The sequence below is a fragment of the Marinobacter sp. DUT-3 genome (assembly GCF_050379435.1).
GTDB lineage: Bacteria > Pseudomonadota > Gammaproteobacteria > Pseudomonadales > Oleiphilaceae > Marinobacter.
Window position 1 is genome coordinate 1,111,304 of the sequence record NZ_JBNRMG010000001.1, and the last position, 20,665, is coordinate 1,131,968.

Consider the following 20,665-nt stretch of genomic DNA (forward strand, 5'->3'; position numbering starts at 1 on the left):
AGACGTGAGAACAGACTTTGCAAAAACGAACAGACAAACAACCCGGCAAATCCCCTGCCACGGCACAGAGAGCGCGGAGTAATCTGGCGTGGAATGACTTTGAGCTGGTGCTCGCCATTGCGACTGCCGGCTCCCTGTCCGGCGCGTCGCGGGCATTGGGCGTGAGCCATGCCACGGTCTTTCGGCGGTTGGGTGATGTTGAACAGCGCCTGGGGGTGATTCTGTTTGAGCGAAGCCGGAGCGGTTACCGGCCAACGCTGGCTGGGGAAGAACTGGCGGACACCGCCAGGGTTATGGACGAGGCTGCCCTGGCCGCCGAACGTAAAGTGGCCGGCCGTGACCTGGAGCCCACTGGCGAGATCTGGACCACCACAACGGACTCGCTGCTGATGGGGGTGCTGGCGCCGCTGTTCACCCAGTTCCGGCATAAATATCCCGGCATCGTGCTGGACGTTGCCGTTTCCAACCAGTTGTTCAACCTCACACGCCGTGAGGCGGACGTCGCTATCCGCCCGTCCAACCGCCCACCGGAAAACCTGATTGGTCGCCCGCTGACCGCCATCGGCCAGGCTGTCTACGGGCACAAAGACCTTGGCCTGACTCCGGGCACGCCCATTGAGGCCCTCGCCAGTCAGCCCTGGATTGGCGCCGGGCCACGGCTGCAGGATTCTTCGGTGGACCAGTGGATGGACAACAACGCGCTGAAGGAAGCCTGCGTTTACCGCGTGGATACCCTGGTCAGTATTCTCAGCGCCATTCGTTCCCGCATGGGGCTGGCCGTGTTCCCCTGTTATCTGGCGGACGAAGACCCCGACATTGTCCAGCTCACCGACCCCATCCCCGAGCTGGAATACGGCCTGTGGTTCCTGATGCACCCGGACCTGCGGGGCGTGGTGAGGATTCATGCACTGATGGACTTTCTGACGGACGCCATCCGGGCGCAGAGTCAGCGCCTTGCCGGGCGGCCTTTAGGTTAGTCTGTTTCGCTGGCCCCTGGATTTACCGGGTGCAGTCCTTGCGGTTTTCCTCAACAAACCCCATAACGCTGTCGGCCGTCAGCTTGAACGTGGGTGATAACGCCATGCCCGCACTCTTCAGCGCCTTCGCGGCCCATTTGTTACTGGTATTGAGCAGGTGGTACCGGCCCTCGCCTTCATAGAACTGGCTGTCGCCATAGATTCCGCGCTTGAGCTCAATCAGGTTGCCGGATTCGTCCCGGGTAAAGCTGTTGGACAGGTATTGAGTCAGGGAATCGAGTTCTTCAGGGGTCAGGCAGGTGTCGACAACATTCGTACCGGGGAAGTACTCATCGGGGGATACCGGCAACGCCACAAGATGTACCACCGCTCCCTGGGACCAGAGGATGGCCTGTAGCGTGACGCCTGATGTGATTTCATTGGCCTGATAGAAGCCTGCATCGCCCCACCCCAGTTCGTAATACTCAGCCCCTGAAAACCACTCCTTCAGGTCCGGAAGTGCAGAGTTAAGTTCTTCAGCGGCCAGTGCGAGCCCTACATGCCAACCATGGCTCACAACGTACAGCTTGCTCGTGCGGGAGCTGTCAGCTTCGACGTCCGGCTTGATGACAAGGGGTTTTCCGGAACATCCATATATGGCGAACAACACGAAAAGTAGGCCAATTGATTTCATCCTGATGCCCCATTGAGTGAGACTGCAGTAACCTACAGTACTGCTTAACTCAACCCATTTGCCAAAGTGAGGATTAATGCTCAAAGGAACCTGCCTCTGCGGCTGAGTGGTATGAGTTCTCGGATAGTTTACCCCGGTACACGGAGCTTGAGGACAGCCCCCTCCTGTAGCTGCCATTCCTGAAGCGAGCTCCGGTCCGGGAATTGATTCACATGAAAAGGCGCTGGATTGACCATGTTGGAAAAACGCATCCCTCCCCTGCTGTTGGTGGTTATTTTCGGCGCGGCCATGTGGGGTCTCGCTTCTTCCACGCCGCCCCTCGGCATAGACAGCGCAATACTGAACGTTATAGCCGTCGCCGTGTTTGTGTTGGGCACCCTGTTCCCGGTTGCCGGCGTCTTCGCCTTCCGGCAGGCCCAGACCACTGTGGATCCACGCCCGCCCGAAGCCAGCTCCGCCCTGGTCAGTTCCGGGGTTTACCAGTATTCCCGCAATCCGATGTATGTCGGGTTTGCGCTATGGTTGCTGGCCTGGGCTATTTTCCTGGGCTCTGGCTGGGCATTTCTCGGCGTGGTGGGTTTTGTGATGTACATGAACCGCTTCCAGATCGCTCCGGAGGAACGAGCGCTGCGAGACCTGTTCGGGGATACCTTCCTGGATTATGAGCAGCGTGTTCGGCGCTGGCTGTGATTCACAGTGAATTTTCGCAACTATACAGCGCCGGGTGCCTCCAGAAGAGGCATAGCCTCTGCATTGCTGGAGGAAGCGGGAAGTTATGAGTGCCGAGAGGATCCGCCCCGTTTTACTCCAACGATTGCCGAAGGCGGTTTGACGCCTCCAGCAGCAGGGCCTCTTCGGCGCTTATGGCAGTCATCCCCTCCGTTTTCTTCAACAGGGCAAGCGCTTCTTTCTCTTCATCAATTTTCATTTTTGCCCGGGCGTATTCGTAGTACACGCCCGGATAGTCCGGCGATAACCGCATGGCCTTGTTGAACTGGTCTTCCATCGACGATTCTTTTGCGCCGTAGGTCATCCGGGCAATCAGGCTTCCGGCTTTTTCGATGATGCCGGACTGTACGCCACCAAATAATGTCACCGCATAGATATTGTCAGGATCGTCTTCAAGCAACGCTTCCAAAGTATCGATAACTTCTGAGGTATAGCCAGTTCCCAAGGCCTCGGAGGCGGACAGGTTCTCGAGTATCCTTGCCTTGCCATAGGCGTTGCCAAACCGGATCATCGGGTGGTCAGGCGCCATGGGCATGATGTCCTCGGTCAGGGTGATGACCTCTTTGAGAAGCTGCCTGCGCGTGTCCTCATCGCTCTCGATCAGCGTTGCGTAGAGAGACTGGGCATAAAGCCCCGGAAAGTAGCCGGCCGGCCCCAGAGCGAGGCCCAGATCCCGCGCTTCCCGGAACTGGCCGTTGAACAGCAGTGCCCAGGCTCGGCGCAACTCTCGGGCGTAGGCATCGAAGGAATTGCTCAGCTCGCCTTCCGAGAGCGACGCCAGATCCGGATGGGAGCGGGCGATCGTTTGCAGATGATTCTGCGTGAAGTCGTACATTTCGGGCCAACGCTCAGCGTCTGCACGAAGGCTCTCTGACGTTGGCAGAGGGCCACGAAATCCGTCAGTCAGATCCTGCCAATGTTCAGCAAGGTCCTGTTCTGTGTAGTTGAAAGACTGGAGATCTTCCGGGTAGGGTTGCCAGGCCTGTTCCGCGAAAACCTGGGCACTCGCGATGATAAGGATGACCAGAGACAGGGCTTTTTTTAGCATTTTTTTTACTCCGTGGTTTGGGCAATTCCACCACAGGAAAGAATGTCCCCCATTGGCCCAGATTTCGGCACCCTTTGAATAAACGCCAATTCTGATCCGGGAAAACAGGTATGGTTACTTTGTAAATGGCAAGAAACCCAACGGGAATCCCATGCACCTACCCTTCTGGTTAACCACCGCCCTACTCTTCCCGGTCCTGCTGTACCAGGGCAAGCGCGCCCGGAAGCATACGCCCCGGCTGCCGGAAGCCCAGGGTTCCCCCTGCGGCCAGTACGGTGAGGGTACGCCGGATATACGTTTTCTGGTCCTCGGCGAATCCACCGCGGCTGGCGTGGGCGCGTCTCGCCATGAGCAGGGCCTTGCGAGCCAGCTGGCACTGCAACTGCGTGAGCGTACAGGCCAAACCATTGCCTGGCACACCTTCGGCGTCAACGGCATCCGTATGGGACAACTCAACCAGATACTGGCCAGCATGGAATTACCGCAGGCGGACGTGGTGCTGCTGAGCATGGGCGTCAATGACACCACCGGCTTTACCCCCAGGCATCGGTTCCGGCGGCAACTACTCGCACTCCGCGAGATGCTTGCCCCGCGTTACCCGGGGCCGATTTGCCTGCTGAGTGTGCCGCCCATGCACCTGTTCACGGCGTTGCCCTCCCCGCTCCGGCAAATCATGGGGTGGCGGGCCCGGCAGCTGAACCGGGTCTACGAACAACTGGCCAGGCATGCGCCCGGGGATTTCCAGTACCGGAGTTACCCGGCAATCACTGATGTTTCGCTTCTGGCCAGCGATGGCTATCATCCAAGTGACAAGGGCTACCGGGCCATTGCGGAGGTTCTGGCCTGTGAAGACTGGTTCCCGGATCAGCCGGCCCCATGATCCATCCTGAAAAGGTGCCGGGCCATGTCCGCTTTGTATCAACTGGCAACGCCCCTGCCCGAGACCGAGCGCAATACCAGACTCTATCGGGGTGAGCTGATCATTTTTCGTGGTTTTGATGCGATGGTTCAGTTAACGGATCAACTGCGTGCCCATTGCATCAGGTATTTCGGCAGTGATCCGACCCAAGTCCATCACACCATGTCTTCCAGCGAAATCGAACAGGCCAATGAGGCATTGCGCACAGTAATCAGAAAGGACAGCAACGTGGATCTGGCGTGGCGACAGGTGCTTTCCGCGATCCATACCGATCTGGACGAGACCTACGGCGACAGCATGGTCATTCGTGTCCAGCCACCCAGATCGGGAGCACAAGGCGAGCGAACCCAACCGCTGTGCGCTCACCGGGACACCTGGGGGTCCAATCTGCCGGCACAGGTTAACTGGTGGGCGCCACTTTACGAGACAACGCCAGAGCGAACCCTCGCAATTTTCCCCGGCTTTTTTGCGCGGACCGTCGAGAACAACAGCGCGGACTGGAACTTTCAGGAGATGGTGCAGGCACACCGGACGAAAAGCGCTCCCGGTTACCCGCTTCTGCCGACGGCAACCGAGGCGCCTAACTGGGACGACGCCCTGGTGGTCAGCCTGTTACCCGGTGACCTCCTGTGTTTTTCAGGGGCCCACCTGCACGCGAGCGTTCCCAACACCACGAGTCTGACACGGCTGTCTTTTGAAACGCGGACGGTGAATCGCCGTGATATGGCTGCGGGTTCGGGCGCACCCAATGTGGATGGTTCGGCACCGTTCATGACCGCCCAGATCTTTCGGAATCTCATCAGTGGGCAGAAGCTGGGGGAGCTGGATCGTATTTCCGAAGCGAATGCGGGCAAAAACGGATGAATGAAACGCCTGCGAAGTCTTGAGGATTCTTTGATACCGGTTGCCGGGGTAACAAGTCACGGTAGGTTTGTTGTGTCGGCATATTTTACAATCTCGCAATAACAGGCTCTTATCCCGCTTTCCCCCACTCTGTTTTCACGAAACTTCTTACCCTGTGGCGTTCATTTTGCCTGCAACTCTCATGTCGGGTGCTGACAGAGGGTTTGACCATGACATGGATATCAAAGAGGGCTGGACTCCTGGCTCTGGCAGTCGCATTGCATGGTTGTAGCCCTTCGGGACCTTCATCGGACGATTCAGGTGATGTGGCCGGTGATCAGCTAGTGGCACTTTCCGGGCGGGCCGCTGTTGGCGCCCCGATTGCCAACGCGCCGGTTGATGCACGCTGTGACGGTGGGGAAGGCTTTATTGAGTCCGTAACCACCGATGATTCCGGCGGGTTTCTGGGGCAAGTGGAGGCGTCTTCTTTACCCTGTTCCTTGCGAGTTACTGGAGAAGGCGAGGATAACATCCTGCACAGCTATGCCGACTCGGAAGGCAACATCAACATCACCCCGTTTACGGATCTGATTATTGCCCTGTCCGCGTCCAGGGCGCCAATGGACTGGTTTGAACAAGATGAGCGCACAACGGCCGTTGGTAGCCTGAGCCAGGCCCAGGAGGAGTTTCTGGGTGCGCTACGGGGGGCAAACTATAACCTGCCGGACGACGGGTTTGATCCTTTCCATTCCAGCTTCGAGATCAACGATGCCGTGGACCAGCTGCTTGATGCTTTTTCAGCCGCGGTGAGAAACATGCCCAATGTGGATAGCTATCAGGCATTTGTAGACCTGATCTCTAGCGGAAACCTTGAGTCCATTCCCCCGGCACCGACACCTCCGGAGGATGATGGCTCAGGAAGCGACGATGGTACTGGCGGTACTGATGACGGCGGTGGTGATGACAGCACTGGCGATGGCGGGTCTGATGACGGCAGTGGTGATGATAGCAACGGCGATGACGATAAAGGTAAGCGTAAAGGTCTAACGGATATCCTATTCGGTTAATGGTGCTTTTTGACTTACCCTCGCGGACCGGTCTCAGGATACGATAACGTCTGAACTGGCCCTGGATCGGAGAACCACCTTGACCATCGCCGTCTGGTTTGTGTTGATCGGAAGCCTGTTGATCATGATGGGTTTGCGGTCATCCATTCTGCAGCGTTTCAATCTGACACAGCCCATGGTTTACCTGGCGGTTGGGGTAGTGCTCGGGCCGACGGTGTTTGGGGCCTTCCATTTCAATCCCCTCAAAGAAGCGCATTTGCTGGAAGTGCTCGCCGAAGTTGCGGTGCTGGTGTCACTGTTCATTGCCGGCATGAAAATGCCGCTGCCATTCCGTTGGCGGGAGTGGCGCGCTCCGGTGCGACTTGCCTTCCTGTCCATGACTATCAGTGTCGCCCTGACCGCAGCGTTTGCTCATTACGTGCTGGCGCTGCCTCTCGGCGCGGCAATCCTGCTCGGCGGCATTCTCGCGCCCACCGATCCCGTGCTGGCAACGGAGGTTCAGGTTCGGCACGTGGGCGATACGGACCCGTTACGATTCACCCTGACCAGTGAAGCCGGCATGAACGATGGCAGTGCCTTCCCGTTCATCATGCTGGGACTGGCTCTGATGAACGCTCCGGCCAGTGCCGAACTGCTGGGCGCCTGGGTGCTGAAGGACGTCTTGTGGTCGACGCTGTCTGCGCTGGTTGTCGGGCTGGTGTTGGGACAGTTGTTGGCGCGAATTGTCCAGAAGCAGCGTCTTCTGGACAGCGAAGGCCCATTGCTGGACGACTTTCTGGGGCTGGGCTTGATCGGTGTGGTCTATGGTGTCTGCCTGGCACTCCAGGCCTGGGGATTTCTGGCGGTGTTTGTGGCGGCTATATCGCTTCGGCAAACAGAACTCAAGCTGGCGGGTATGGACGCGCCCGGCAATAACGCACACGCGGTACCGGAATCTTCGGCTCACACCGCAATGCGGACGCCGCAGTATAGCCCGCAGGTGTCCGAAGGTTCCCTGCTTTTCAAGGAACCGCTGGAGCGGCTGTCTGAGCTGGTACTCGTTGTGTTGCTGGGCGGGATGCTGTTTCTTGACTCCTGGAGCTTCAGAGCAGTCGGCCTGGCGCTGTTCCTGTTTCTGGTTGTTCGCCCCGTCAGCGTCTTCCTCGGCCTGCTTGGTTCTGGAACGCCCCTCAGGCTGCAGATGCTGGTCGGCTGGTTCGGCGTGCGTGGCATCGGCTCAATCTATTACCTGATGTTCGCAATCGTCTTTGGTTTGCCGGAAGAGGTGGACGTAGAGTTCATCCACATTACGCTGGTTGTTGTCGTGCTCTCGATCATCATCCATGGGCTAACCGTCAGGCCGATCATCCTGAAATGGTGGCCGTAGATTTCGCAACAAAACCGAGGAAGTCGCCCATGCAACACGTAGCCATCATCACCGGCGCCAGCCGCGGAATCGGAGCTGCCACGGCAAAGCTGCTGGCATCGAAGGGTTACGCGGTGTGCGTGAATTACCGCTCCCGGGTTGAGCAGGCCGAGGCAGTGGTGGCAGATATTATCGCCGACGGCGGAACCGCCCTCGCCTTTCAGGCCGATGTAAGCCAGGAACAGGACGTCATCGCGCTGTTCGATGCCACGGAGCAGGCGTTTGGACCGGTAACGGCTTTGGTGAATAACGTTGGCGTGTTGTTTACCCAATCGCGGCTGGTGGATATGGATGTCGAGCGCTTTAACCGGGTGATGACCACCAATGTCACCAGTTGCTTCCTCTGCTGCCGCGAGGCCATGCGGCGGATGCCCGACGACGGTGCTATCGTGAACGTGTCTTCCCTGGCCGCCCGCACCGGCTCCCCTTTTGAATACGTGGATTATGCGGCATCAAAGGCCGCCATGGATGCAATGACTAAGGGGTTGTCTGCCGAGGCGGCGGAGAGGAAGATTCGTGTAAACGGCGTCCGCCCCGGATTTATTCATACCGACATCCACGCCGATGGCGGCGAATCCGGCCGGGTTGAACGGCTGACGCCCACTATTCCCCTCAAACGCGGCGGTCAACCGGAGGAAGTGGCCCATACCATTGCCTGGTTGCTATCCGACGAGGCGTCGTATGTAACGGGGTCGCTGCTGGATGTTGCCGGGGGGCGATAGGCTACTACAGAAATCTCAATCATGACGGCGAAGGGCGATGCCTTTGTGAGTGGATCCTGACCACACAGTTTTTTATCTTTAGCTTTTTGTTATCTTGCTTGTAGTATCAAACATGGGCCAGCCGTCGTCATTTGAAGCGCTGGCTCTTCCCGAGTCATCGATGGCACAAGGAGGGATTAGCCATGCATGCACCGTCAAAAATCTCGCTGATCAGTATTCTTTTCACCACCGGCATTTTGCTGCAAGGCTGTTCCGATAGCCGTGAGGAAGAAGATCCCATGGCGCAGGACCAGGCGGCTATGAATGAAAGCGAAGGAGCGACCGAAAACCCGACCACTGAGCGCGCGAGCGCACCGGCAAATGCGGAAGTCACCATACTCAGTCCAGGGGACGGGGACTCCGTCACCAGTCCGGTGACTGTGGAATTCGGCCTGGAAGGTATGGAGGTCGCCAAGGCAGGCACTGACAAGGAAAATAGCGGCCATCACCATCTCTTGGTCGATGTGGATACTCTGCCACCCATGGATGCGCCGTTGCCGTCGACGGATCAGGTTATTCACTTCGGCGGAGGCCAGACCAGTACCGAGCTGGAATTGGAGCCGGGTGAACATACCCTGCAGTTGCTATTGGGCGACTACATGCACGTGCCCCACCAGCCACCGGTTATGTCGGAAAAGATCACCATTACGGTGGAATAATCTACATTGAGTGTCTGAAAACTCTCCGGGAACTTGAACCGGAGGTCGTGCACTACAGTACATTTGGTGGCGAAAACGTTTAACACGGAGGTTCTGAATGAAAACACTCGGACTGATCGGCGGGATGAGCTGGGAATCAACCCAGACCTATTACCGGTTGATCAATCAAAAAGTGCGGGAGAAGCTAGGTGGCCTGCATTCCGCCAGGCTTGTTCTCTACAGCGTGGATTTTGCAGAGATTGAGACGCTTCAGCATCAGGGCGATTGGGCCGCAACGGCTGAGATTCTGGGCGCGGCAGCGCGCTCAGTGGAATCCGCAGGTGCGGATTTTCTCGTCATTTGCACCAACACCATGCACAAGGTTGCCCCCCAAATCGAAGAAACAGCTTCGATTCCCCTCCTCCATATCGCGGATGCCACCGCCAATGCTCTCATCAAGGATGGGGTCACGTCCGTGGGATTGCTTGGCACAAGGTTCACGATGGAGCAGGCATTTTACCGGGAACGGCTCCAGGCGCGCGGCATCAACGTTATCGTGCCCGACGAAGCCCAGAGAGACGTTGTTCATTCCGTTATCTATGAGGAACTGTGCCGGGGAGTGATCAACCCTGACTCAAAGGCGGCGTACCTTGAGGTGGTGTCTTCCCTCGCTGATCGCGGAGCCCAGGGGGTCATATTGGGCTGTACCGAGATCGGGCTGCTGATTCAGGAAGCGGATACAGCGGTGAAGTTGTACGACACCACGGAAATCCATGCGGATTACGCTGTCCAGCTTGCTTTGGGAACTCAGGTTCAGTCCGAATAGCCCCGGAATGGGCTACCCTGATTGAAAAGGCCAGGTCCCGGGTATGAATTGTCCTGCTTCGTAGATCAAGACCTGGCATGAGGAGGTTCCCCATGAGCAGTCAAACGCTTGATTATGCAAAAGCAGAGGCCTTCGCCGGGCACATGCTGGACGTTCTCAACCACGCCGCCCTCGCACAGATGGCAAGTATCGGTCATCAGATCGGCTTGTTCGATATCATGGCGGATTTACCGCCTTCGACGGACAAACGGATCGCAGAAGTGGCGGGGTTGAACCAACGCTATGTGCGCGAATGGCTCGGCGCGATGGTGACCGGGCTGGTGATTGACTATGACCCGGAGAACGCGACGTATTCATTGCCGCCCGAGCATGCCGCCACGCTGACCCGAAGCGCCGGGCCCGACAATCTGGCTCGCCCGGCGCAGTTCATTCCCCTGTTGGCGCAAGTCGAGGAATCCATCCTCGAGCGTTTCCGCAATGGCGGAGGCTTGCCCTACTCTGCCTACCCACGATTTCATCAACTGATGGCGGAAGACAGCGCAGCCATTCATGATGTCGCCCTGGTTGATTCGATGCTGCCGATTGTGCCCGGTTTGGTTGAGCGTTTGCAGGCCGGTATCCAGGTGGCCGACGTCGGATGCGGGTGTGGACACGCAATCAATCTGATGGCGCAAGCGTTTCCCAAAAGCCAGTTTGTCGGTTACGACATTTCCGAAGAAGGGCTTCGTGAAGGACGCAGGGAAGCGCAGGAACTTGGACTGACCAATGCGCAATTCGAGTTGCGTGACGCAAGTTCGCTGGAGGTCCAAAACCGGTTTGACTTCATCTCTGCGTTTGACGCAATCCACGACCAGGCGCAACCGGCTCGGGTGTTGACGGGCATTGCCCAGGCGCTGCGGCCCCAGGGCGTATTTCTGATGGTTGATTTTGGGGCATCCAGCAAGGTCCACGAGAACCTGGACTTCCCCGCAGGGCCGTTCATGTATACGATTTCCTGCATGCACTGTGTGCCAGTGTCGATGGGGCTCAACGGACCGGGCCTGGGCGCGATGTGGGGCGAACAGACCGCGCGACAAATGTTGACAGAAGCAGGATTTACCCAGGTAGAAGTCAAACAGGTTGAGGGCGATATCTTCAATAACTACTTCATCGCCTCACGGGGCTAAAGGGTACTAACCCGAAATTCGCGACTTCCATTCAAAAAGACCAGGTTCGGGATATGAAGTATTTGTCTGTAGCGGTATTCATCGTTTTGGTGTTTCTGGCCTTCCGCAGTAACCGCAACAAAGACCCGGCGAAACAGTCCTGCGCCAATGACATCGGCCAGCTCATCCGGAAAGACAGGAACGCTACCCCGGAAGATATAGCGAAAGTGTTTGTCAGGCATAAGATCATTCGATCAGAAAGCTCGAAGGTTGGCAGACTGGTTATGCCGCAGTTGATGAAAATAGGCCTGGAAGCCGAAGACGCGACAATGATCATGCACCAGGTAAGGCAAGCCTATGCTTTTGTGCCTGAGTCCTATTCCAATAAATAGAGCCGTTATAGTTAGCTTTTCAACGCATCAAAACCTTAAGCAATCCCTCTGGAAAAACGACCACGACAGGAGTAATTTCTTAGTTACAAGCTGCGCATGCAGGGCCAGCTGCTGACGGTGCTTTCTCGGTAGCTGACCGGCGTATGACATGCCGGCTCCACCAGCACTACGGTCCACTGGAGTCCTGTCATGAACACAACGTTTCGCATAGCGATTGTTGCCGCTACCCTGAGCCTTACCCTTCCTGCTTTGGCCGATGAACAATCCATGAACGATAGTCATTCGGCGAGTGCCGGAGATACCATCGGCACGATTGATTTCCAGGCCAACTGCAATGACGATGTGCGCGCTGATGTTGATCACGCGCTGGGGATGATGCATCACATGATGTACACCCAGGCACGAGCCGAGTTTGAGGCCATTACCCAGGCCGATTCCGGCTGTGCCATGGCTTATTGGGGCGTCGCCACCACTCTGTTCCAGCCGCTATGGGGCACCACGCCAAGTGCGGGGGATATCACACAGGGTCGCCAGGTGATCCAGAAAGCCCGTGAATCGGCCAAGACTGAGCGGGAACGGCTTCTGATCGAGGCCACTGCGGCGTTCTTCGAGCCCGATACCGATCAGCTCCGGGAACGCCTGGCTGGCTGGATCAAGGGCATGGAAAAGGCCTATCAGGCCTTCCCAGAAGATCTCGACGTCGCCACGCTGTACGCGCTGTCTCGCCTGACACTCGCACTGTCCGCCGAGGACCGGAAAGCGCTGCACAATGAAGCTGAAGGTATTCTGCGGGCCGCCTGGGAAACCGAACCCACCCATCCGGGGGCGGTTCACTACTCTATCCACGCCACCGATGCCGATGGTCGCGCTGCAAACGCGACTGAAATCGTTGATTCGTATACAGAGATTGCTCCCAGCGTACCCCATGCCCTGCATATGCCCTCGCACATTTACGTCAGGCTTGGTGACTGGCCAAGTATGATCGAATGGAATCGCCGGTCCGCCGACGTTGCGGTTGATCACAAGGTCGATGGCGCGACGTCGTTCCACTACATCCACGCCCTGGATTACCTGGTCTACGGTCATCTCCAGCGTGGGGAGGACAACGCTGCCAGGGAAGTCTGGGAAACCGCACAGGCCAATGGACCTCACCAGGGGAATTTCCCCGGCGCCTACCACCTGGCTTCCATCCCGGCACGGCTGGCCGTTGAAACGCGGGACTGGAAAGCCGCTGCCTCCATTACCCCGCGGGCTGTGGACTATATTGCCTGGGACCAGTTTCCTTGGCCTGATGGCCTGAGCTGGTTTGCCCGCGGGCTGGGCGCGGTCCACACCGGTGATCTGGACACCGCCCTGGAGGCGGAGCAGAAGTTGGCGGCACTGGTCGCAAGTGCCGGTTCCGCCGCCGATCAGCGATTCTCGACCTACCTTGAAGTGGATCGTCTGATTCTTGCCGGTTGGATCGCAAAGGCGAAGGGTGACTCCGAGCGTGCCGTCGATCTGATGCGGTATGCTGGGGAAATGGAAGCCACTGTTGAAAAGCACCCGGTTACGCCTGGTGCCCTGCTGCCTCCCTATGAGTCGCTTGGCGACCTGCTGCTTGCCCTGGATCGCCCGAGCGAAGCCCTGGCCGCTTACGAGCAGTCCAATCAAACCTGGCCGCAACGCTATCACACCCTGGAAGGGGCTGCCCGCGCGGCCGATGCTTCCGGGGACAGCGAGTCCGCAGCGCTGTGGTCCCGTCGGTTGCTGGAAGCCGCACCGGGAACCGAGCGTGACTCGATCGATCTAATAAAGACACTGGCGGGGAGGTCTTAGTATCCATCGGAATGGGAGGAGACATTCCATGAGTCACTTAAGCGTTCAGGAACTCGAAAAGGTGGCGGAAGCCTACGAGCAGTTGCTGGCCCCCGCATTATTCGAGCAGTGGACAGACCGGCTGGCGGATGCCGCGGAAATCCGGTCGGGCCAACGCGTACTGGATGTTGCGTGTGGCACTGGCATACTCGCCCGAACGCTTGCTGCACGTGTCGGTCAGAACGGAGCCGTCTCCGGTGTCGACATCAATCCGGGCATGCTGGCGGTGGCCAGGCGCAACTGCCCGGGCATTGACTGGCGCGAAGGCTCTGCCGAGGCGCTGCCCTATGAAGACGACCAGTTCGATGCCGTGGTCAGTCAGTTCGGGCTGATGCTCTTCTCCGCCCCGGACATCGCGCTCCGGGAGATGAAACGCGTGTTAAAGCCCGGTGGTCACCTGGCGGTGGCGGTTTTCGATTCCCTCGACAAACTGCCGGCCTACGCAACCATGGCAAGCATCTTTGAGCGCCTTGTCGACCCTGGGGTGGGCAACGCACTTCAGATCCCGTTTTCGATGGGCGATACAGACCGGCTTTCCCAGCTGTTCTCCGATGCGGGCATCCAGGCCCCGGTGATTATCACCCACGAGGGCACAGCGCACTTTGACAGCGTCAGGAACATGGTGCTTTCGGATGTCCGGGGCTGGTTCCCCTTCGCGGGAATAGAGCTCGGCGAAGATGCGATTGAGGCAGTGGTCCAGGAAGCGAGCAAGGAACTGGAGCCATTTCAGACCTCACACGGGGCTGTGGACTTCAGGGTGCCCGTCCATTTCATCACCGCGACGAAGACCTGAGTCGTCGGGTCCAGAGCAAGACCCGCCATGGCTAAGGCTGCACCAACAACCATCCCCCAACGGCAATGAGTATCACACCCAGCCCGTAGTCGAGCCAGTTGCCGGTGGAAATGGTCTTCTCGATCATTACGTAGATCGCCAGCCCGGCGATCCAGTAAAGGTTCATCACACCACCAACAAAAAGCAGCAGCATCAGCACCCAGCAGCATCCCAGACAGAACGCGCCGTGTTGCAGGCCCATGATAAACGCTCCTCGGGGGCCCGGTCGCCAGTGGGTCGCAATGTACATGGCCGGCATCCGGCAGTGTCGCAGGCAGGCCCGCTTGAGGGGGGTCAGTTGATAGGCTCCGGCGGTGATCAGTATTCCTGCTCCCAGAAGTTCACTGGTTACCGCCATGTGCATCAGCAGACCGGCCTGATGGATAGCCCAGTGCAATAGTGTGGCCGCCAGGCTAAACCCGGCCCAGGCCAGCAGGTAGCTTGCGGTAAACAGGGATGTGGGTACATAGGGGCTGCCCTGCTCCCGCTGGCGTCGGTTTACGCTTGCAAACAGCAGGATCATGGGGGTGGCGCCCGGCAGCATCATGGCGATCATCATGATCCACCACATGAAAAACATGACCACCGCGTAGCCGGGCGACCAGATGGTTGTCTCCATGGCCGACATATCCATGCCGGCACCGGCCAGCAGATAGGCCCAGCTGGCCAGGGTCACGGCAATCAGTAGCGCCAGCACGACCCTTCGATCTTTGTGAAGCAGGCGCTCGACACTTTGGTCAGCGTACGACACCGCCCTCTCCTTTCTGGTGTGCGGCCAGATTTAACATCAATTTCTATTACAGACTTGTAACTCAAGTCTGGAGCGTTATTCTTGAATATAGGTATTAACCGAGGGTTAACACTATTTTCGGTCTATTTCAGCGGTCGATTCACCAGCAGTTTTCACTTCCAGCGAGGTCATCCGGACTTCGCCCGCAGCTTTTTTGCTGCATTCTCCACCCCAAAAAGGAGGACCAACCATGCGAAAGCTAACGTCTGTTGCAATGCTTTGCGCGCTATCCGTTCCCGCCCTCGCCCAGGCGGATTGCGGTGAAGTTACCATCACCGAAATGAACTGGGCCTCCAACACCGTGGTGACCAGCGTTGCCAAGTTCATCATGGAGCAGGGCTATGGTTGCGATGTCACCGTTGTGCCATCCGATACCGTTCCGGCGGTCACGTCCGTTGCCGAAAATGGTGAGCCGGACATTGTTACCGAGCTGTGGCTGAACTCCGCAGGTGAGGCTTACCTGCAACTGGAGGAGCAGGGCAAGGTCGAACGCCTGGGGAAAGTGCTTGATCCCGGCGGCGTTGAGGGCTGGTGGATTCCCACCTACCTGGCGGAAAAGCACCCGGAACTGACCACCATCGAAGGCGTCATGGCAAACCCCGAGCTGGTGGACAACCGCTTCAACAACTGCCCGAGCGGCTGGGGCTGCCGTGTGGTCAGTGATAACCTGATCCGGGCACTTGATCTGGAATCCTCCGGCATTGAGGTGTTCAACCACGGGTCCGGCGAAACACTGGCCTCGTCCATGGCGTCTGCCGTGCAGGATGAAGAACCGTGGTTCGGCTACTACTGGGGCCCAACCGTTCCCCTCGGCAAGTATGACATGACCCGCGTCGAGCTGGGTGAATACGATCCCGACGTCCATACCCGCAACCAGACTCAGGATGCCGATAACCCCGGAGTTTCCGAGTTTCCGGCAGCACCCGTGCTGACGTCTGTCACCACCGACTTCAAGGAACGCGAACCCGAGGTGGCCGAAATGCTCAGTAAACTGACGTTCAAGACCGATACCATGAGCGCACTGCTGGCGTGGATGGATGAGAGCAATGCCTCTGCGGAAGAAGCGGCGGTTCACTTTCTGAACAACAACAGTGACGAGTGGTCCAGTTGGCTGAATGACTCTGCGAGGGAACGCCTCGCTGCTGTACTGGAATAATAACCAGACCTGACGGACAGAGCCGGAACGCTGGCTCTGTCCGTTCCGGCGACCCTGTGCTGCGCCACAATCCTGACTACTCAGGGGACATTGAACCTACATGGCTACCTACGATTTCCTGTTTTCCTCACTGGGACTTGAAGACTGGTGCGCGGAAGACACAAGCAATGCTCCGCTGTCCATGGCGGAATTGCTGAAGAAAACCAGGGGCACTGACGCCGAACCGGACTCCCTCTGGGAACTGCCCTTTCCTTCCATGGACGCGCTTAATGAATCCTGCGCCTCGTTTCCACAATCAAGGGACCTGACCAAGGGCCTGGAGGAAGGCTTCCTGGCGGTCAAGGATAACATGAGCATTGTGCTCGACCCGCTGACCCAACCCCTGAGCTGGTTCCTGGACGGCGCCCTCTACGGCATGCTCAACACGCCCTGGTGGATCGTGATTCCGATACTTCTGGCGGTGGTGTTCGTGGTTTCCAAGTCCTGGAAGCTGGTTGTGTTTGTCGCAATCAGCCTGGCTTTACTGGCGTTTATCGACTACTACGAATACGCGATGCAGACACTGGCCATCATTTTCGTGTGTGCCTTCCTGTGCGTTGTTCTCGGTGTGCCTATAGGTATCGCCATGTCCCGAAGTGACATGATGCAGCGGCTGACGATTCCGGTGCTGGACATGCTGCAGACGCTGCCGCCCTTCGTGTACCTGATTCCGCTGATTTTCCTGTTCAGTGTGACCGAATCCAAGCTGTACGGCATAGCCATCATCCTCTACGCCATTGTGCCGGTGATCCGCCTCACCAATCTGGGCATTCGTCTGGTGGACAAGGATGTGATCGAGGCCGCCGATGCGTTCGGTATGACCAGCCGACAGAAGCTCTACAAGGTCCAGATTCCGCTCGCCCTGCCCAACATCATGGCCGGGGTGAACCAGACCATCATGATGAGTCTGGCGATGGTGGTGATTGCTTCCCTGGTATCTGCGCCGGGCCTTGGCGTACTGGTACTGCAGGGCATTCGCAACCTGGAGCTTGGCGTCGGGCTTGTCGCGGGCCTTGGCATCGTCATTCTGGCGGTGATCCTCGACCGGGTGACCAAAGCTTCGCTGGCACGTATTAACGCCTCACAGAAACAGTAAGGGAGCGAATTGTGGATCGGAATATCAAGATTTCCATCCGGAACCTGTACAAGATTTTCGGCCCCATCCCCGACGTTGCCCTTGCCTACGTTCGCCGGGGCATGGGCAAGGCCGAGTTGCTGGACAAGCACAACCATGTGCTGGGCCTCCAGGACATCAACGTGGACATCCGCGAAGGCGAGATTACTGTCATCATGGGTCTGTCCGGCTCCGGAAAATCCACCCTGATACGCCATCTCAACCGCCTGATCGAGCCAACCGCTGGAGAAATTCAGGTCGACGGCGAAGACGTGCTGAAATTCGACGAGAACAAGCTGCGCAAGCTGCGGCGGGAGCGGATGTCGATGGTGTTCCAGAAGTTTGCCCTGCTCCCCCACAAGACCGTACTGGAGAACGCCGGCATGGCCCTGCTGGTGCGCGGTTATACAGTTCAGGATTTTGAAGCTGAGGCCAAGAAATGGCTCGCCCGCGTGGGCCTGGAGGGCAACGAGAACCAGTACCCGCATCAGTTGTCCGGCGGGATGCAGCAGCGGGTGGGCATTGCCCGTGCGCTGGCATCGAATTCACCGGTTATGCTGATGGACGAGGCATTCTCCGCCCTCGACCCGCTGATCCGCTCCGACATGCAGGACCTGCTTCTGGAACTGCAGGGCGAGCTGGAGAAGACCATTGTTTTCATCACCCACGACCTGGACGAAGCGCTGAAACTGGCGGACCACCTGGTGATCCTCAAGGACGGCTACGTCGTCCAGCAAGGCGAACCCCAGGACATTCTGATGCACCCCAACGATCCCTACATCATCGACTTTATCAGCGACATCAACCGCGCCCGGGTGCTCAGGGTTCGCTCGATCATGGAAAAAACAACCGAAGCGCCGGAAAACTGCGCCGGCGATATTTCCGAGCGGGATAACCTGGAATCAGTGATTGCCATGTCCGAAGGTGATACCAATCACACCTACCGGGTGATGCGCAAAGGCAAACAGGTGGGCGTGCTCGACATGAAAGAGCTGGTGAAAGCGCTGGTGCCCACAGATGCTGCAGAGGGCAACGACCGGGCCCAGTATTGACCAACCAGATCTCCGTTTACGCCGCATCTTCTTTGTTTCCGTAACGGCCAAACATTCAACCTAATGGTTGACTTTCAGAAATCACACCCCTATATTCAACCTTATGGTTGAATTAAATGCGCATCAATTGAACTCTATCTTTCACGCCCTTGGTGACACCACGCGCCGCCAGATTCTGCATGAGCTGTCCGGCGGAGAGCGTTCGGTCAGTCAGCTTGCAGAGCCGTTCGAGATGTCGCTGGCCGCTGCCTCAAAACACATCAAGGTGCTGGAAAACGCCGGGCTGATTCGCCGGGAGGTGCGTGGCCGCACTCATGTCTGCCACCTGGACCCCGGGCCGTTGGCCAGCGCACACCAATGGCTGAGTTTCTACCAGGGCTTCTGGAACGATCGCCTGGATGTACTGGAACGGCTGCTTCACCAGGAGGAGGCTGCTGACATCACACCCGAAACGGAGAAAACCCATGACGGACTATCAAAACCCCAGTGATTATGGCGTATTGACCGAGCCCGCCACGCTAAAGATCCAGCGCCTTCTGCCCGGCCCTGTTGAGCGTGTCTGGTCGTATCTCACCGACAGTGAACTGCGCAGCCAGTGGCTGGCGGCGGGCGAAATGGACATGGAAGTGGACACGCCTTTCGAGTTTGTCTGGCGTAATGATGAGCTGACCAACCCGCCGGGCCAACGACCAGCAGGGGCTTCCAGGGAGCACCGGATGGAAGGCCGGATTACGGACCTGGACATGCACCGCAAGCTGGCCATCACCTGGGGCGAAACCGGGGGCGTTTCCTTTGAACTGGAACCCATGGGCAACCAGGTCATGCTGACGATAACCCACCACCGCCTGCCCGACCAGGCCACCCTGCTCTCAGTCAGTTCCGGCTGGCACGCCCACCTGGATATATTGGTGGCCCGGCTCGAAGGCAGCGATCCTGAGCCGTTCTGGGACAACGTCGCCAAACTGAAAGAGGAGTACGGCCAGCGGCTGTCCGCCTGACAGAGCTCTCTGGGTCACGCTCCGCCCGGAGTAAACAGGCGGAGCGCAACTCATTTCAACAGCGGCAACAGCACTCCCCGCCACAATGACTCTCGGTAACGCTCCCGGAACCACCCCAAATGACCAATCCGGCTTTCCTTCACATCGCGCGGGTCGATCCTTTTCATGGTCAACGGAGCATTGCAATAGAAGCTGTGAATGGATTCGGTGTTACGTTCGGACATCATTTCGTCGTCGGTAAAAGAAACCGCGGTAATCGGCACCGTGACATTGGCAAATTGCTCACGTAGCCCCCTGCCCTCCACTCCCACGGCATAGTCCTTGTGCAGGCACCAGCGCCGCCACTGACGCATGACATTGGGAGGCAAATCGCCAACCAGCCTGAGACGGGTTCCGGGGTAGTATCCGAGCAGTCGCAGCGTTGCAGGTGCCACGAAGTACCACAGTATCCATGCGATGCGTTTGGTGGGCGGTGAATTCTCCCGCCAGTAGCCACTACCAACGGCCACGGTAACGGCATTATCCAGTAGGTTGACGTTAGGGGTCATGCCCAGGAGTTGTCCGCCGACGCTATGGCCAATCCACTGCAGACGCTGGCCCGGGTACTGCCTGCGGGCAAACTCGATCACTGCATGGCAGTCCTCGCTCCCCCAGTCTGTCACGTTGGTGGGGCAATCCCGCAGGTGAGTATGCAGGGAGGCGCCAGTCCCGAAGTAGTCAAACGTGAGAACGGTATACCCCTCTTCACACAGGAACCGCGCAAACTTCTCATAGCAGTTCTGGCTGACTCCCATAGCGCCGGCAATTATCACCACCGACCGGGCAGGCTCTCCAGGGAACACGCGGAGGCTGATCCGATGGCCGCCATCGGTGGTCAACGGTATGTCTTGCCGGTTAACAACGTCCAGTGCGGATTCGTGGGCACTCATATCTGGATCCCTCGCTATTGGTGTCAGAAATCATTCACGAGGCGATTCAGAAACCGCAGGATTACGTCCACTTCGTCGTCGGTGAACCCTTCGGTCATGCGCTCGTTCAGTTCGGTGATCAGGGGCTTGGCGCTGTCGATCTTGCTGCGCCCGAGCTCGGTGAGGTAAAGACGAGAGGCTCGCCCATCCTGCTCGCAGGGGCGGCGCTCCAGCAGCCCTTTCTGCTCCATACGACCAGCCAGGCCGGTAAGCGCGGAGTTATTAAGGTTCAGGCTGCGGGCCAGATCCTTCAGCAGGCAACCTTCGTCACCGGCGACCAGCAACAAAGCCCCGATCTGGGTAACCGAAATGCCAAGCTCCTCTTCGCTACGCTGGTCGGCGTGCTTGTATACCCGATGGCGGGCGATGTTGAGCAGGTAGAAAAGCCGTTTATCCATGGTCTCGCCATTTACTTCACATGTGGACCAAATATACT

The 20,665-nt window shown here is 58.0% G+C and carries 23 protein-coding genes; 18 read left to right on the forward strand and 5 right to left on the reverse strand.

The genetic code is table 11. From position 1 onward, the window contains the following. Positions 1-17 precede the first annotated feature (17 nt). A complete protein-coding gene (locus ACQUWM_RS05050; protein WP_428921387.1) occupies positions 18-977 on the forward strand; it encodes a LysR family transcriptional regulator in 960 nt (319 codons plus the stop codon). 22 nt (positions 978-999) lie between these two features. Here the strand turns inward: ACQUWM_RS05050 and ACQUWM_RS05055 are convergent, their stop codons facing one another. Beyond that, positions 1,000-1,650, reverse strand: a complete 651-nt coding sequence (locus tag ACQUWM_RS05055; RefSeq protein WP_428921388.1) for a TIGR02117 family protein — start codon at positions 1,648-1,650, stop codon at positions 1,000-1,002. A gap of 228 nt (positions 1,651-1,878) precedes the next feature. Here ACQUWM_RS05055 and ACQUWM_RS05060 point away from each other — a divergent pair, with 228 nt between their 5' ends. Continuing rightward, a complete protein-coding gene (locus ACQUWM_RS05060) occupies positions 1,879-2,340 on the forward strand; it encodes a methyltransferase family protein (RefSeq protein WP_428921389.1) in 462 nt (153 codons plus the stop codon). Between the two features lie 112 nt (positions 2,341-2,452). Here the strand turns inward: ACQUWM_RS05060 and ACQUWM_RS05065 are convergent, their stop codons facing one another. Beyond that, positions 2,453-3,427 (reverse strand): tetratricopeptide repeat protein, encoded by a 975-nt coding sequence (locus ACQUWM_RS05065; RefSeq protein ID WP_428921390.1) that lies wholly within the window; start codon positions 3,425-3,427, stop codon positions 2,453-2,455. A gap of 151 nt (positions 3,428-3,578) precedes the next feature. On the opposite strand from ACQUWM_RS05065, the gene ACQUWM_RS05070 reads away from it, so the two are divergent. The 11 genes from ACQUWM_RS05070 to ACQUWM_RS05120 all read left to right on the forward strand — a co-directional run bounded on the left by ACQUWM_RS05070 (position 3,579) and on the right by ACQUWM_RS05120 (position 14,073). Continuing rightward, a complete protein-coding gene (locus tag ACQUWM_RS05070; RefSeq protein ID WP_428921391.1) occupies positions 3,579-4,307 on the forward strand; it encodes an SGNH/GDSL hydrolase family protein in 729 nt (242 codons plus the stop codon). Positions 4,308-4,331: 24 nt separating this feature from the next. Continuing rightward, positions 4,332-5,210: a hypothetical protein gene (locus ACQUWM_RS05075; protein WP_428921392.1), complete on the forward strand. Its 879-nt coding sequence runs from the start codon at positions 4,332-4,334 to the stop codon at positions 5,208-5,210. A gap of 305 nt (positions 5,211-5,515) precedes the next feature. Beyond that, on the forward strand, positions 5,516-6,256 hold the full coding sequence (locus ACQUWM_RS05080; protein WP_428921393.1) for a hypothetical protein: 741 nt from the start codon (positions 5,516-5,518) through the stop codon (positions 6,254-6,256). Between the two features lie 79 nt (positions 6,257-6,335). Beyond that, the gene (locus tag ACQUWM_RS05085) at positions 6,336-7,622 is read left to right on the forward strand and encodes a cation:proton antiporter (RefSeq protein ID WP_428921394.1); all 1,287 of its coding nucleotides are present in this window, start codon (positions 6,336-6,338) and stop codon (positions 7,620-7,622) included. 29 nt (positions 7,623-7,651) lie between these two features. Further along, positions 7,652-8,383, forward strand: coding sequence for a glucose 1-dehydrogenase (locus tag ACQUWM_RS05090; RefSeq protein WP_428921395.1), 732 nt, complete (start codon positions 7,652-7,654; stop codon positions 8,381-8,383). A gap of 299 nt (positions 8,384-8,682) precedes the next feature. Next, positions 8,683-9,081 carry a DUF4399 domain-containing protein gene (locus tag ACQUWM_RS05095; protein WP_428921437.1) on the forward strand — a complete coding sequence of 133 codons (399 nt, stop codon included), beginning with the start codon at positions 8,683-8,685 and terminating at the stop codon, positions 9,079-9,081. Positions 9,082-9,178: 97 nt separating this feature from the next. Further along, complete coding sequence (locus tag ACQUWM_RS05100; protein WP_428921396.1) at positions 9,179-9,886, forward strand: aspartate/glutamate racemase family protein; 708 nt, start codon at positions 9,179-9,181, stop codon at positions 9,884-9,886. Between the two features lie 92 nt (positions 9,887-9,978). Further along, entirely contained in the window at positions 9,979-11,052 is a 1,074-nt protein-coding gene (locus ACQUWM_RS05105; RefSeq protein WP_428921397.1) for a class I SAM-dependent methyltransferase, read from the forward strand. A 53-nt stretch (positions 11,053-11,105) separates the two neighbouring features. Continuing rightward, positions 11,106-11,423 carry a hypothetical protein gene (locus tag ACQUWM_RS05110; protein WP_428921398.1) on the forward strand — a complete coding sequence of 106 codons (318 nt, stop codon included), beginning with the start codon at positions 11,106-11,108 and terminating at the stop codon, positions 11,421-11,423. Positions 11,424-11,612: 189 nt separating this feature from the next. After that, the gene (locus ACQUWM_RS05115) at positions 11,613-13,241 is read left to right on the forward strand and encodes a hypothetical protein (protein WP_428921399.1); all 1,629 of its coding nucleotides are present in this window, start codon (positions 11,613-11,615) and stop codon (positions 13,239-13,241) included. 28 nt (positions 13,242-13,269) lie between these two features. Then, positions 13,270-14,073 (forward strand): methyltransferase domain-containing protein, encoded by an 804-nt coding sequence (locus tag ACQUWM_RS05120; RefSeq protein ID WP_428921400.1) that lies wholly within the window; start codon positions 13,270-13,272, stop codon positions 14,071-14,073. A gap of 31 nt (positions 14,074-14,104) precedes the next feature. Here ACQUWM_RS05120 and ACQUWM_RS05125 read toward each other — a convergent pair whose 3' ends face one another. Then, positions 14,105-14,863, reverse strand: coding sequence for a DUF2182 domain-containing protein (locus ACQUWM_RS05125; RefSeq protein WP_428921401.1), 759 nt, complete (start codon positions 14,861-14,863; stop codon positions 14,105-14,107). 229 nt (positions 14,864-15,092) lie between these two features. On the opposite strand from ACQUWM_RS05125, the gene ACQUWM_RS05130 reads away from it, so the two are divergent. From ACQUWM_RS05130 to ACQUWM_RS05150, 5 genes are all read left to right on the forward strand, one after another. Next, positions 15,093-16,058: an ABC transporter substrate-binding protein gene (locus ACQUWM_RS05130; protein WP_407000842.1), complete on the forward strand. Its 966-nt coding sequence runs from the start codon at positions 15,093-15,095 to the stop codon at positions 16,056-16,058. A 100-nt stretch (positions 16,059-16,158) separates the two neighbouring features. After that, a complete protein-coding gene (locus tag ACQUWM_RS05135; protein WP_428921402.1) occupies positions 16,159-17,193 on the forward strand; it encodes an ABC transporter permease in 1,035 nt (344 codons plus the stop codon). Between the two features lie 11 nt (positions 17,194-17,204). Beyond that, positions 17,205-18,263 carry a quaternary amine ABC transporter ATP-binding protein gene (locus ACQUWM_RS05140; RefSeq protein WP_428921403.1) on the forward strand — a complete coding sequence of 353 codons (1,059 nt, stop codon included), beginning with the start codon at positions 17,205-17,207 and terminating at the stop codon, positions 18,261-18,263. 127 nt (positions 18,264-18,390) lie between these two features. Next, on the forward strand, positions 18,391-18,753 hold the full coding sequence (locus ACQUWM_RS05145; protein ID WP_407000845.1) for an ArsR/SmtB family transcription factor: 363 nt from the start codon (positions 18,391-18,393) through the stop codon (positions 18,751-18,753). After that, complete coding sequence (locus ACQUWM_RS05150; RefSeq protein WP_407000846.1) at positions 18,728-19,261, forward strand: SRPBCC family protein; 534 nt, start codon at positions 18,728-18,730, stop codon at positions 19,259-19,261. Before ACQUWM_RS05145 ends, ACQUWM_RS05150 begins: the two co-directional genes overlap by 26 nt. A gap of 50 nt (positions 19,262-19,311) precedes the next feature. Here ACQUWM_RS05150 and ACQUWM_RS05155 read toward each other — a convergent pair whose 3' ends face one another. After that, on the reverse strand, positions 19,312-20,190 hold the full coding sequence (locus ACQUWM_RS05155; RefSeq protein WP_428921404.1) for an alpha/beta hydrolase family protein: 879 nt from the start codon (positions 20,188-20,190) through the stop codon (positions 19,312-19,314). 23 nt (positions 20,191-20,213) lie between these two features. Continuing rightward, positions 20,214-20,627 (reverse strand): MarR family winged helix-turn-helix transcriptional regulator, encoded by a 414-nt coding sequence (locus ACQUWM_RS05160; RefSeq protein ID WP_407000848.1) that lies wholly within the window; start codon positions 20,625-20,627, stop codon positions 20,214-20,216. Positions 20,628-20,665: the final 38 nt, after the last annotated feature.